The following is a 13,555-nucleotide window of genomic DNA, read 5'->3' on the forward strand; positions in this document are numbered from 1 at the left end:
AGTTACGGGTTTATCTCAGAGTGGCATTTTGAACCTCAAAAAGCCAATGGGATGGCTTGAATGCCTTAATTCACGGGGTTCTGAGCATCCTGTTCAAAAAATGGCCAAAAGATGTGTATAACGATATGGCTTCACGCCTGCTGGCGGCTCAATTTCCTTGGCTATCACACAAGTCACTGCCAACCCGCAACGCAGCGACACTCGCTTCACGCGCAGCGCCTGTTTCACCGTACGCACCTTCTGCCCCGCGCGAGCCGCCATAACGAATTGGATTTCTCCCACCGGCACGGTCTTTCCAACCTTCTGCCAAAGCTTCTCATTACAGTCCAGACTGCGATTATGAGTCGAGCGGATCAACCAGTCAGCCGGAGTGCCAAGGTCATCAGCGAGCTGCATCAACGCCTTGATATCCGCTTCGCGATCGGCTAAGTACACCAGACGTGTGTTTGGCAACTCCGAGGCGAGTTCAGCAACTCGCTCGTATCCCTCGAGCCAGCGCGTACTCTCCTTGATCCCATCGCGTTTTCCGTCTGCATCCTTCGGCTCTCTTGCCCACATCCACGCATCCAGTACGCCCAACCCCACGCGATCCGGACTGACCGCGTAGGTCGGATGCAGGTACAGACCACGCCTGGCTTCGTAGTTCAAGGGACCCAAGCCTTGGATTTGCTGCCCGTTGAAGTCAAGCTCGGTAGTGTCTTGGATACACAGCACAACCTCGTGTTCTCGGCTCCTTTCCTGCGTACGCTGCCAGTGAGGTTGCAGAATGTCTCGCCATTCGAATGCTTGGTTCTCCATGAAGCGGTAAGCACCCAGCGTCTCAGGCCATCCGAGGCACGCATGCGGAATGCTGGCTTGCGGATTCTCAGCCAGCCGTATCAAAAGCCCTTTGGCGCGCTTATTGAGCCTCGTGTCACCAAGATTTACCCCTTCCAGTTCTTGGTGTGCCCAGCCATCTGAATTTCGTGTCATTTTTCAGCGCCGTAAATGGCGATAGTACACGTCGGTTTCACTTCATTTACAACCCCACCGGCTGCCTATTTCAGCCCGCTAACCCTTGGCATATAAGGCGTTGCGGACTTGTGTATAACGAAGTGAGTTTAGGTGCATCAGGCGTGTGGCGGATTTCCGGTTTGGTCAGCCACAGCACCAGCGGTGGAACAATCATCAGGGAGATCAGGCACGGCACCACGGCGGCCAGAAACCAACTGCCCCAGGTGATGTGCACGCCGGCATTGGCAGCCAGTTTTACTGCCAGCAGGTTGCCAGTGTAGGCGGTCATAAACAGCGCGGCGGTAATATCGTTGACGTTGCCGATGCAGACTACCAGAAACGTCGCTATCTTACTGCGCGAGGCATCTTCCGGCTTAAAGTCGAAACTGCGCGCCAGTGAGTCAGCAATGGGGTAGATCACACCGCCGCAGCGTGCCGTATTGCTTGGCATGGCGTGTGACAACACCAGATCGGCGAAGGCCAAGCCGTAGGCCAGTCCCAGCGTCCTCTTTCCCAAGAGACGGATCATCTGTAATGCGATGCGTCGGCCTAAATAGCTGTTCCTAATACCGCTACACTTTTGCCTGTCCATGTTTTCCACTGGGAAACGGGCTGACGGTTTCCATGAAGCGGCGAACCTTGTTCAGTCACTGCCACATTGAACAGCATTGATGATTGCGGGTAATGGTTTCATGCAACGCCTGCCATAACCGCTCTACATGATTTACCCATGGTGAGTACAGCGGCTGATAAATAACCCTGAATTTCGGGTTTTCTTCCAGCCAGCGCTGCGTCTCCCGGCTTTTGTGAATAATGTAGTTATCAACTATCAGCGTGAGCGTTTTTGCCCGTCTGTACGTTGCTCTCAGATGCTCTAACATACTGATAAACAAACACGAAATTTTACTGCTTCCTCCAACATCGCTGACTTTTCCCGTCCCGCTGTGTAATGCACCCGACAGATAATATTTCTCGTTCTGGCCCGGTGTCACGATGTGTTTCTGCTTCCCGCGAACCTGCCAGTCCGCGCCAATTTTGGGATTCAGATGAATATCCACTTCGTCTTCGTAAAAGACGGGATGTTCCGCGCTGCATTGTTCCAGCGCCATCGCGATGGCCTCCATTTTTTCTTCCTTATGCGGGTCGCGGATACGCAGCGTAGGAGCTGCGCGTCGCCACACCAGACCGGCAGAAGGCCGCCAACGGCGCACCGTGGAAGCATGCAACTGGCAACCGGTTATCTCATTGATTTTTATCGCTAGCAGTTCCGTGCTCCAGCGCGAACGCTGATAGCCAAAATCATGAGGGGAACGCTTTACGAGCTGGATTAACAGTGCGCAGATCTGTTCAAACGGCCAGCGACGGCCACGACCGGGCCGCAGAGATTTGAGGCCTTCAATGCCGTACAGGGTGAGCCAGTTAATCCATCTGCCGATTGACGAACGGGCGCAGCAAAGCATTCTGGCGACATCGCTCACGCGCTCGCCCCGGTGCAACATCAGGATGGCGGTCAGCCTGCGGGCGTGATTCTTGTCACGCGTTTTATGGAGAGTTTTCTTCATCAGGCGTCGTTCGTTACGGGGTATCGGTGCTATGCTCGACATCGCTCAGTCCGGTTGATGATTTGGGAGCTTTATCGATTGCTCAGATCGCTCAACTCGGACTGAGTTCCCTTCAGGTGATCTACTATTCGGAACAGTTATTTAGTCCGGTTTTGATAAAGCCGCGTGCGATCATAAATGCCACGACGATCAGCCAAATCAGGGAGCTGTTCAGATCGCTTAACGCGGTTTGAATAGCGCCGCTGGCGCTGGTATCGCCTGCGGCGGCCGTCAGCGCAAACAGCGTCATGCTGATGATGCCGATGGCACCAATGGGAAGCACGTTAGCCACGATAGATATGATGGTGGCGACAAAAATCACTGCGGAATGCCAGGCGGGAGCGCTGAGGTCGGTTGGTGGGGACTGGTGCCAGAAAAAGGCGGCGATAAGTAGAATAATCGCCAAAGCAAGCCAATTCAGGCCATATGACGTTTTGGTCTTCATCCGTTTTCCTTACAACTTGATAGGTGTCTGAAGGAGGAGCTGCAATCAGTGTAATCCCTAAGGGTTATAGGGTTATCAGCGATCATAGTCGCACTGCTATAAAACGCGGGATGAAAATGACACGCTTATTGATTTGAATCGGTTTTTATAAATATTGTTAGTTAAATAATTATGTGAAGCGCGTCACATTTTAAGTGTGACAAAATATGACAAAGGCAGATGCCGTGCGGGGAGAGTAAAAAAAGCGCGAAATACCTGAATAGGGTCTCGTTAACCAGTGTGCAAATGATTTTTTCTATTTATTTAACATACCCACCAACGCGCTTTCGCGCGCAGGTGGGTAGACTGGTTATCGCTTCTCTTTTTCCAACGATTTTCCTGACCAGTAGCCTGCCAGCAGGTAGCCGGACAGGTTGTGCCACACCGAGAACAGCGCGCCGGGCAGAGCGGCGAGCGGAGAGAAGTACATCTTGCCCAGCGTTGCGGCAAGGCCGGAGTTCTGCATGCCGACTTCGATAGCCAATGTGCGGCAGGTGGACTCGTCAAAGCCGAACAGTCGGCCGCCCCAATAGCCACCCAGTAGGCCGATACCGTTGTGCAGGATGACGGCAATAATCACCATAAAACCGACGGATGCGATATGGCTCTGGCTGCCTGCGACCACGGCGCTGATAATTGCCAGAATAAACACCATCGAAAGCATTGGCTGATAGGGCTCAATGCGTTTTACCACACCGCTGAACAGGTGGTGGACAATCAAACCTGCGCCGATCGGGATCACCACGATCTTCAGGATGCTGAGCAACATGCCCATCACGTCCACGCTGATGGCGGCATCAACATACAGTCGGGTCAGCAGCGGCGTAGCAAACACGCCAACCAGTGTCGAGATGGACGAAATGGTGACTGACAGGGCGACATCGCCTTTAGACAGGTAGATCATCACGTTTGACGCCGTGCCGCTGGCAACGCTGCCCACCAGCACCATGCCTGCCGAGAGGTCAGGCGGCATGTTAAACGCGCGCGCCAACACCCAGGCGGCGAGTGGCATCACCAGATAATGCAGGAATATCCCGGCGGCAACCGGGGCCGGGCGCGTGAGCACCCGCTTATGCAAGGTCACGCCCATGGCGAACATGATGAGCATCAACAGCGTGCTGATATGAGGGCTGATGCCGGTAAAGGTGTCTGGTGAAGCATAGGCGGCAACAGAGAGCAAAACGGCCCATAACGGAAACAGCCGAGTCAACATGGCGAGCATAAAATATCTATCCTTATCACTATGAGGGTCCAGATAAAAAAACCGACCCAGGGGCCGGTTTTTTTTAGGTGCAATGGCAGGGCGTTATTCAAACAAGCTGTGGTGTAGCGTCTGCACCACACGCTCTGCGTCGTTGCCTGGCACCAGGAAACACAGGTTATGGCTGCTGGCACCGTAGCAAATCAGGCGAATGTTAAACGGCTCCAGCACACCAAACACCTCTTTGCCGACGCCGCACGCCTGAGAAAGCTGATTGCCGATCAGCGCGACCAGCGACAGGTTCTCTTCCACCTCGACGCGACACAGGGAAGAGAGCTCGGTCAGCATGGCGCTGGAGAGCAGGCCGTCACCCGCAGAAGTGGAGCCAGTGGTGTCCAACGTCAGAGCAACGTTCACTTCCGAAGTGGTTATCAGATCCACCGAAATATTGTGGCGCGCCAGGATGCTGAACACTTCTGCCAGAAAGCCGCGTGCGTGCAGCATATTCAGGCTATGCAAGGTGAGCAGCGTTTGTTTACGGCGCAATGCCAGCGCGCGGAATAGCGGCGGGTTTTCTGTCTTGTTGCACACCAGCGTGCCGCCAGCAGAGGGATCCTTGCTGGAGCCAACGAACACCGGAATATCGCTGCGTACGGCAGGCAACAGGGTAGCGGGGTGCAACACCTTGGCACCAAATGTCGCCATTTCCGCCGCTTCTTCAAAGGTGATCTGGTCGATACGGTGCGCCGTGGGCACCACGCGAGGATCGGTGGTGTAGATCCCGGGGACATCGGTCCAGATATCGATGCGGTCGACGTTCAACGCTTCACCCAGCAGAGCGGCGGTATAATCGCTGCCGCCGCGGCCCAGCGTCGTGGTGCGGCCTTTGGCTTCACTGCCGATAAACCCTTGAGTAATGTTCAGGCTTTCTGCCAGACGTGGCTGCAACTGGCTGCGCGTCAATGCACCCAGTGTGTCGCAATCCGGCTCTGCGCGGCCAAAGCGATCGTTGGTACGCATGATTTTGCGCACATCGAACCACTCGGCGCTGATGTGGCGTTCGCGCAGGATCTCAACGAACAGCAGCGTTGACATCAATTCGCCGTGGCTGACCAACTCATCGGTCAGGGCGTTAGAGGTGGCGAGTGCAGTGGCTTCAGACAGACGCGCCACGTTTTCCAGCATGCGATCGATCTCTTCACGGATCACCTGCGGATGGCTCAGACGATCGATGATGGCATATTGGATATGACGAATTTTTTCCAAATGGACATCGCGCTGTTCTTGCGCCACGCCTTCCGCTAAGGCAACCAGCAGGTTAGTGATGCCGGCAGAGGCGGAAAGCACGACAACGCGCACCGCAGGATCGGCTAGCACAATATCCGCACTGCGGTTCATCGCGTCGAAATCAGCCACGCTGGTGCCGCCAAATTTAGCGATTCTCAGAGAAGTAGTTGTAGACATAAATAAAAAACACCTCGTGTCAGGGGCGCTGTGGCGATAGTTGTCGCACATCAGCTGTCCATAAAATCAGCCTTGGCACAAGGAAAGAGCGGTAAGCAGGGAGCAGGCGTAGATAAGTAAGCGTCACTACGGTACACCCAGAAGCGCTCCACCTTGCTGAACGTGCAGTTTGCATTGATAGTCTGCACGTTGCTGGTGACAACCCAGAGGATTCAGCCCCTGTAGTCGATGATGGCATTCCCGTATTGCCCATCATCTCGGCACCGCTCCCCCTGGTTTATCGTCACTGGATTTACGGATCCTCGGATAAATTACCTGGGCGGCGCTCCTCTTCTGGCTTATGCAACCGCCTTCGGCGTGGATGCATAAGTTCACGCTTACAAATAACGGGTTATCTTGCGGCTGTCAACCACTAACCGCAGGGAAATGCGTAATAGCAAGAAAAGGGATCGCAACTGGTGGTATAAGGGATACAATCGATTCAGCCTTAGCGATTTTATTATCGGAGACAAGAGTGTTGTTATGAAAAATATCAATCCCAGCCAAACTGCCGCATGGCGCACTCTGCAACAGCATTTTTCCACGATGGAACAGGTGCAAATCAGCGAACTGTTTGCTCAGGATCCGGATCGTTTCTTACGCTTTTCCGCCACGTTTGATGACCTGATGCTGGTGGACTACTCCAAGAACCGTATTACCCAGGAAACGCTGGATAAGTTGCTCAGTCTGGCGCGCGAAACGCAGTTGAGCGAGGCCATTGCCTCGATGTTCTCTGGTGAGAAAATTAACCGCACCGAAGATCGCGCGGTACTGCACGTTGCGCTGCGTAACCGTAGCAATACGCCCATTGTGGTGGATGGCAAAGATGTGATGCCAGAGGTCAATGCGGTATTGCAGAAGATGAAAGGCTTTAGCGAGCGTATCATCAGCGGTAGCTGGAAAGGCTATACCGGCAAGGCGATTACCGATGTGGTGAATATCGGCATCGGTGGTTCGGATCTCGGCCCCTTCATGGTGACGGAAGCGCTGCGGCCGTTTAAGAACCACCTTAACATGCACTTCGTGTCCAACGTTGATGGCACACACATCGCGGAAACCCTGAAAACGCTGAACCCGGAAACCACGCTGGTGCTGGTTGCCTCAAAAACCTTCACCACGCAGGAAACCATGACCAACGCCCATTCGGCGCGCGACTGGTTCCTGAAAACCGCGCAGGATGAGCAGCATGTTGCCAAGCATTTCGCCGCGCTCTCCACCAATGCCAGCGCGGTCAGCGCATTCGGTATTGATACCGCCAATATGTTTGAATTTTGGGATTGGGTCGGCGGTCGCTACTCTCTGTGGTCTGCCATCGGCTTGTCGATTATCCTCTCTATCGGTTTTGACAACTTTGAGCAATTGCTGAGCGGCGCGCACGCCATGGATCAGCATTTTGCCACCACGCCTATCGAGAAAAACCTGCCAGTGACGTTGGCGCTGATCGGGATCTGGTACAACAATTTCTTTGGCGCGGAAACTGAAGCGATCCTGCCTTACGATCAGTACATGCACCGTTTTGCTGCCTACTTCCAGCAGGGCAACATGGAGTCCAACGGTAAGTATGTCGACCGCGACGGTAATCCAGTGACCTACCAAACCGGGCCGATTATCTGGGGAGAGCCGGGCACTAACGGGCAGCATGCGTTTTATCAGTTGATTCACCAAGGGACAAAACTGGTGCCGTGTGATTTTATCGCACCGGCGGTGAGCCACAATCCGTTGGGCGATCACCACGGTAAGCTGCTCTCTAACTTCTTTGCCCAGACCGAAGCGCTGGCATTTGGTAAATCCCGTGAGGTGGTGGAAGCCGAGTTTGCCGCGCAGGGAAAAACGGCGCAGCAGGTTGAGCATGTTGCGCCGTTCAAAGTGTTTGAAGGCAATCGTCCAACCAACTCCATCCTGTTGCGCGAAATAACGCCTTACAGCCTGGGTGCGCTTATCGCGCTGTATGAACACAAGATCTTCACCCAGGGTGCGATTCTGAACATCTATACTTTCGATCAGTGGGGTGTTGAGTTGGGCAAACAACTGGCCAACCGCATTTTGCCGGAATTGGAAAATGACCAGCCGGTGAGCAGCCACGACAGTTCGACCAACGGTTTGATTAACCGCTTTAAAAACTGGCGCGCCTGATTCGTGGACGCCGATAGGGGGATATCCCCCCTTTTGTCATCAACATGGAGGGACGTATGCAGAAACGTGCTTTATTGGGCATCGCCGTGGCGGTTTTACTGGCAGGATGCAGCACCAGCAAGGAATTGAGTTCAGCCGGGCAGTCGGTCAAGTTTACTGATAAGCAACCCGGCAGCGAATGCCGTCTGGTGGGGCAGGTGACAGGCTCGCAGTCCACTTGGTTAACGGGTCATGATGAGGGTAACGCTCAGCGCGGCGCGGCCAACGATCTGCGTAACAAGGCGGCGGCGCTCGGCGGTAACGACATCTATGGCGCCACCAGTTCCAGCGAAAGCTTCTGGTCGAGCTTTGCACCGCTTGATAGCAAGCTGGTCGGGCAGGTTTATCACTGCCCCTAAACGACAGGCCTTCACAGGCGGATGCTCGCTGAGCCGCCGTCTGTGAAGAATTTCTGTTAGTTGGGCTTCAGCAACTGCAAATCCAGCAGCGTTTTGCTGGCTTCCCCGCCAATCTCGCGCGTCAAACGCGGTACCAGATAGCCGGAGACCTGCGACAGCAGTTTTTTCATGATGTCGCGTGCTTCTTCATCGCTCACCAGAAAATGCGCTGCGCCTTGTACTTTGTCCAGCACGTGCAGGTAGTAAGGCAGTACGCCTGCGTTAAACAGCGCGTTGCTCAGCGCCGCAAGCGTCGAGGCGTTATCATTCACGCCGCGCAGCAATACGCTTTGATTCAGCAGCGTAACGCCAGCCTGACGCAAACGTGCCATACTTTCACTCAGTTCGCTGTCTATTTCGTTGGCATGGTTGATGTGTGTCACCAGCAGCACGCGAAGGCGCGTTTGCGATAAGCGTTGACACAACGCCTCGGTAATTCGCTCCGGGATCACCACCGGCAACCGGCTGTGAATACGTAGGCGTTTCACGTGTGGGATGGTTTCCAGTTCGGTGATAAGCCAGTCCAGCTCATGGTCTTTCGCCATCAGCGGATCGCCCCCGGAGAAAATAATTTCATCCAGTTCAGGATGCTGGCGAATATAGTCCAGCGCCTGACGCCAGTTGCTCTTGTTGCCCTGATTGTCCTGATAGGGAAAGTGGCGACGGAAGCAATAGCGGCAGTTGACCGCGCAGCCGCCTTTGACCAGCAACAAGGCGCGGTTGTGGTATTTATGGAGTAATCCAGGCACCACGCTGTGCTGTTCATCAAGCGGATCGACGCTGAACCCGGGGGTTACCTCGAATTCGTCCTGCGCAGTCAGTACTTGCAGCAATAGCGGATCGAGAGGATCCCCTTTGCGCATCCGCGCGGCAAAGGACCAAGGTACGCGAAAGGGAAATAGCGCGCGCGCTTGTGCCCCTTTACGTAGTTCAGGGTGGTCATCCAGCGCCAAAAAGTGCAAAAGTTGGAGAGGGTCGGTAATGACATCCGCAAGTTGATGTAACCAATCTTCTCTGGGATGGGGTTTTAGGGTTACAATGTGTGCCATTTTTTGGCTGAGTACCAGTATCAAATAGTAGAGGGCCTTTATGGCGACTTATTTTAGCAACGATTTTCGTTCCGGTCTTAAAATCATGTTTGAAGGCGAGCCTTACGCTGTCGAATCCAGTGAATTCGTTAAGCCAGGTAAAGGGCAGGCTTTCGCGCGCGTGAAAATGCGCCGTTTGCTGACCGGCAAACTGATTGAAAAAACCTTCAAATCCACCGACAGCGCCGAAGGTGCTGATGTGGTCGATATGAACCTGACCTACCTGTATAACGACGGTGAGTTCTGGCATTTCATGAACAATGAAACGTTTGAACAACTGGCCGCTGATTCCAAAGCTGTTGGCGATAACGCCAAATGGCTGCTGGATCAGGCTGAATGTATCGTGACGTTGTGGAACGGCCAACCGATTTCGGTAACGCCGCCAAACTTCGTAGAACTGGAGATCGTGGATACCGATCCGGGTCTGAAGGGCGATACAGCAGGGACTGGCGGTAAGCCGGCAACGTTGACCACAGGTGCCGTGGTAAAAGTGCCGTTGTTTGTTCAGATTGGCGAAGTGATCAAAGTGGATACGCGTTCTGGCGAATACGTTTCCCGCGTGAAATAAGCACTTCCCTGCCAAAAACACCGTCGGCTTTGCTGGCGGTTTTTTTTGTCCCACATCTGGTTAAAGCCAACGTTTGCTACCCATTCAGCCCCGAACGCTGCTTCATGACAGAGCCTGTACCTTCAGATATCAAGGCGTAAGCTTACGAACCGGGAAACACCCGCTCGCACAGAAAATCTACCAGTACGCGTACCTTCGGCGACGGATGTTTGCTCGCGGGCCACAGCACGTGAAAAACGCCTGTGCGCTCCACATAATCGACCAGAATGGGCTGTAATCGGCCATCGGCCAGCAGATCGCGAATAGAGAAGTCCGGCAGATAGGCGATACCCAACCCTTGCAGTGCGAAGCACACGCGCGTCTCTATGTTGTTGCAGATCATCGCCGTAGGCAGTTGCAACAGTGGCTCTCCGGGAGCGAGTCGCAACGCCCAAGGCTCCAGCTTACCGCTGTGGGGAAAGCGATAGTGCAGGCAGCGGTGTCGCAGCAGGTCGGCAGGCACCTGCGGTGTGCCCTGTCGCGCCAGATAGTCGGGAGACGCGACCAGCAACGAGCGAAAGGCCCCAAGCCGACGAGCGGTGAGACGCGAATCGTGTGGCTCACCGGTGCGCACCACTGCATCAAAGCCTTCTTCGATCACATTGACGATCTGATCGGTGAAATCGAGATCCAGCTCGATCTCTGGATACGTATGCATAAATTCACTGAGTACCGGCAGTACCAGCGAGCTGACCAGCTGAAGGCTCACTCGCAGGCGCCCCCGCGGCGTGCCGTTGGCCTGTAGATCCAACTCTGCGGCTTCGATCTCGGCCAGAATGCGCCGACAGTGCTCCAGAAACAGGGTGCCCTCAGCCGTCAGGGTAATGTTACGCGTGCTGCGATGGAACAGGCGTACGCCCAGTTTTTCTTCCAGACGTGCCACGCTCTTGCCGACGGCCGAGGCTGACACCCCCAGCAACCGCCCCGCTGCCACAAAGCTGCGTGTTTCTGCCACCTGCACGAACACCACAAAGCCGTTAAGGCTGTCCATATCGCCCTCCCATTGCGGACAGTTTATTCCGCATCGCAAGGAACTGTATCCATCTTTTTCTTGAGTCACAAGTTCTCTATCGTCAAGGCATGCCCAATCTAGCAACCGATGAAATCAAGGACTTTAACGTGACGACTTCTCTCCCCCCTGCGCTCAGGTGTTCCCTCTGCGCATCTCTCCACCCGTATTCAGAATGTTATCCAGCAGGCGTTGGAGACGCACCGTCTGGTGGGTAGCGTTGTCTTGGTGGCGCACCATGGTGCGTTGATTTACCAGCAGGCGGCCGGATGGGCCGATCGTGAACACGCACAGCCGATGGCGTTGGACACGATCTTTCGGCTGGCGTCGGTGAGTAAACCCATAGTGTCGACGGCGGCGTTGGTGCTGGTGGCTTAGGGAATATTCGGTCTGGATGACGACATCTCTCGCTGGCTGCCTGAATTTCAGCCTCGGTTGCCCGATGGATCAGCCACTCCGATCACGGTGCGCCAGTTGCTCAGCCATACCGCTGGACTGGGCTACCGCTTCTTCGAGGCGGATGCAAATGGCCCCCTACGCGCAGGCTGGGATATCGGATGGTATGGATGCATCCGGCATCACGCTGGATGAGAATTTACGTCGTCTCGCCAGCGTGCCACTGCTGTATGTGCCGGGTACTGACTGGGGGGTACTCGCTGGCGACGGATGTGCTGGGGGCCTTGATTGCGCGTGTTCAGGGCTCGTCACTGGACAAGGCGGTACGTGAACTTGTGACCGACCCGCTGGGTATGGTGGATACCGGCTTCGTCGTTGACGATCCGTTACGTGTGGCGACGGCCTATGTGAATGACACAACGCAACCACATCAGTTGGCTGAAGGCGAAACCGTTTCTGCCTTTGAGGGGGCGGTCGGTATTACGTATAGCCCGGCGCGAATCTTCGATGTTGAAGCCTTCCCTTCAGGCGGCGCAGGCATGGCGGGCACTGCCAGAGACCTCCTTTACCTGCTCGAAACCCTGCGTCAGGGCGGCGGTACGCTATTGCCCGATGCTCTGATTGAGGAGATGGGCCGCGACCAGACCCATGGTTTGGAACTGCCTAATGCGCCAGGGTTCGGTTTTGGCCTGGGATTTTCTGTGCTACGCGATCCCCGGTTTGTGGATTCGCCAGAATCGCTGGGAACCTGGCGTTGGGGCTGTGCTTACGGCCATGCCTGGTTTGTGGATCGTGCACGAGGTCTGAGCGTCGTGGCGTTTACCAATACTCTGTACGAAGGCATGTCGGGCCGCTTCGTTACCGATCTGAGAGATGCGGTGTACGAGGCGCTGGGGGAAGTACAATGACATGCCGTAAACAGGAGCGCTTGCCGTTGGCCTCACTGTTGGCGTTAGCGACGGCAGCTTTCATCACCATCCTGACCGAAGCCCTGCCTGCGGGACTGTTACCGCAAATGGCGCAAGGTCTTGCGGTGTCCGAAGCCTGGGTGGGCCAAACCGTCACCTTCTATGCCATTGGCTCACTGGTTGCGGCGATCCCTTTGATGGCGGCCACGCAAGGCATGCGCCGGCGTCCACTACTGTTATTGGCCCTGGCGGGTTTCGCGATTGCCAATACCGTTACGACATTTTCCGGCAGCTATCTCCTGACGATGGTGGCTCGCTTTCTGGCGGGAGTGTCAGCCGGGCTATTGTGGGCATTGCTGGCCGGTTATGCTGCACGCATGGTACCGGACCACCAGAAGGGACGCGCTATTGCCATCGCCATGGTCGGCACGCCCCTGGCGCTGTCGCTCGGCGTGCCAGCAGGAACGTTTTTAGGCCATTTGGTGGGCTGGCAGATGTGTTTTGGCCTCATGAGCGCATTGGCGTTACTGCTTATGCTGTAGGTGCGCGTTCAGGTTCCCGACTTTGCCGGGCAGCCTGCGGGCAAGCGATTGTCGTTAGGCGCCGTATTTATCATCGCCGGGGTGCGTCCGGTGCTGTTCGTGGTATTGGCGTTTGTGCTGGCGCACAACATCCTTTACACCTACATTGCCCCGTTCTTGGCGGCGGCGGGCATGGTCGAACGCACGGACGTGATACTGCTGGTGTTTGGCGTCGCCTCGTTGCTGGGGATCGGGATCATCGGCGTACTGATTGACCGGCATTTGCGTGCGTTGACGCTGACCAGTACGCTATTGTTCGGTCTGTCTGCGCTGGCGCTTGGTGTTGCGGGTGATATGCCTGTCGTGGTGTATACGGCAGTTGCGGTGTGGGGGCTGGCATTCGGCGGTGCGGCAACGCTGTTTCAAACCGCCATCGCCAAAACCGCCGGAGAGGCGGCCGATGTGGCTCAATCGATGCTGGTGACGGCCTGGAATCTGGCGATTGCTGGTGGCGGTATCCTTGGCGGGCTGTTGCTGGACAGCCTGTGCGTTGCGGCGTTCTCTCCGGCGCTTTTGGTGCTGCTAACGGCAACGCTGATCGTGGTTTGGGTTGCTCGGCAGCAGGGGTTCCGCGCGATGCCGTATTGAAACGTCAGTCGTGCCGGCCCCCTCAG

8 protein-coding genes, 5 pseudogenes and 1 riboswitch are annotated in these 13,555 nt (G+C 55.4%); of the genes and pseudogenes, 5 read left to right on the forward strand and 8 right to left on the reverse strand.

Annotated features, from left to right (window positions below; all coding sequences use genetic code 11):
* Positions 1-93: 93 nt before the first annotated feature.
* The 6 genes and pseudogenes from ACWWJF_RS05740 to lysC all read right to left on the reverse strand — a co-directional run bounded on the left by ACWWJF_RS05740 (position 94) and on the right by lysC (position 5,743).
* Entirely contained in the window at positions 94-972 is an 879-nt protein-coding gene (locus tag ACWWJF_RS05740) for an IS4 family transposase (protein WP_455868914.1), read from the reverse strand.
* Positions 973-1,096: 124 nt separating this feature from the next.
* Positions 1,097-1,585, reverse strand: a pseudogene (locus tag ACWWJF_RS05745) (anion permease); the annotation flags it as partial.
* A pseudogene (locus ACWWJF_RS05750) lies at positions 1,566-2,597 on the reverse strand (IS630 family transposase). The pseudogenes ACWWJF_RS05745 and ACWWJF_RS05750, both read right to left, overlap by 20 nt.
* Before the next feature lie 100 nt (positions 2,598-2,697).
* A pseudogene (locus ACWWJF_RS05755) lies at positions 2,698-3,039 on the reverse strand (anion permease); the annotation flags it as partial.
* Between the two features lie 349 nt (positions 3,040-3,388).
* A complete protein-coding gene (gene panS, locus ACWWJF_RS05760; RefSeq protein WP_455868915.1) occupies positions 3,389-4,300 on the reverse strand; it encodes a ketopantoate/pantoate/pantothenate transporter PanS in 912 nt (303 codons plus the stop codon).
* Between the two features lie 84 nt (positions 4,301-4,384).
* On the reverse strand, positions 4,385-5,743 hold the full coding sequence (lysC, locus tag ACWWJF_RS05765) for a lysine-sensitive aspartokinase 3 (RefSeq protein ID WP_455868916.1): 1,359 nt from the start codon (positions 5,741-5,743) through the stop codon (positions 4,385-4,387).
* A 133-nt stretch (positions 5,744-5,876) separates the two neighbouring features.
* A riboswitch (Lysine riboswitch) is annotated at positions 5,877-6,084 on the reverse strand.
* A 181-nt stretch (positions 6,085-6,265) separates the two neighbouring features.
* Here lysC and pgi point away from each other — a divergent pair.
* Together pgi and ACWWJF_RS05775 are read left to right on the forward strand one after the other, a co-directional pair.
* Complete coding sequence (gene pgi, locus ACWWJF_RS05770) at positions 6,266-7,915, forward strand: glucose-6-phosphate isomerase (RefSeq protein ID WP_455870951.1); 1,650 nt, start codon at positions 6,266-6,268, stop codon at positions 7,913-7,915.
* A gap of 56 nt (positions 7,916-7,971) precedes the next feature.
* Positions 7,972-8,313 carry a DUF4156 domain-containing protein gene (locus ACWWJF_RS05775; RefSeq protein WP_455868917.1) on the forward strand — a complete coding sequence of 114 codons (342 nt, stop codon included), beginning with the start codon at positions 7,972-7,974 and terminating at the stop codon, positions 8,311-8,313.
* Between the two features lie 56 nt (positions 8,314-8,369).
* Here the strand turns inward: ACWWJF_RS05775 and epmB are convergent, their stop codons facing one another.
* Positions 8,370-9,401 (reverse strand): EF-P beta-lysylation protein EpmB, encoded by a 1,032-nt coding sequence (gene epmB, locus ACWWJF_RS05780; RefSeq protein WP_455868918.1) that lies wholly within the window; start codon positions 9,399-9,401, stop codon positions 8,370-8,372.
* 40 nt (positions 9,402-9,441) lie between these two features.
* On the opposite strand from epmB, the gene efp reads away from it, so the two are divergent.
* Positions 9,442-10,008, forward strand: a complete 567-nt coding sequence (efp, locus tag ACWWJF_RS05785; protein WP_455868919.1) for an elongation factor P — start codon at positions 9,442-9,444, stop codon at positions 10,006-10,008.
* Positions 10,009-10,150: 142 nt separating this feature from the next.
* On the opposite strand, the gene ACWWJF_RS05790 is transcribed toward efp, so the two are convergent.
* Positions 10,151-11,038: a LysR family transcriptional regulator gene (locus ACWWJF_RS05790; protein WP_455868920.1), complete on the reverse strand. Its 888-nt coding sequence runs from the start codon at positions 11,036-11,038 to the stop codon at positions 10,151-10,153.
* 147 nt (positions 11,039-11,185) lie between these two features.
* Between ACWWJF_RS05790 and ACWWJF_RS05795 the strand changes: the two are divergent.
* Together ACWWJF_RS05795 and ACWWJF_RS05800 are read left to right on the forward strand one after the other, a co-directional pair.
* Positions 11,186-12,360: pseudogene (locus ACWWJF_RS05795) on the forward strand (serine hydrolase domain-containing protein).
* Positions 12,357-13,529, forward strand: a pseudogene (locus ACWWJF_RS05800) (MFS transporter). Before ACWWJF_RS05795 ends, ACWWJF_RS05800 begins: the two co-directional pseudogenes overlap by 4 nt.
* Positions 13,530-13,555 lie beyond the last annotated feature (26 nt).

Source organism: Symbiopectobacterium sp. Eva_TO, assembly GCF_053848865.1.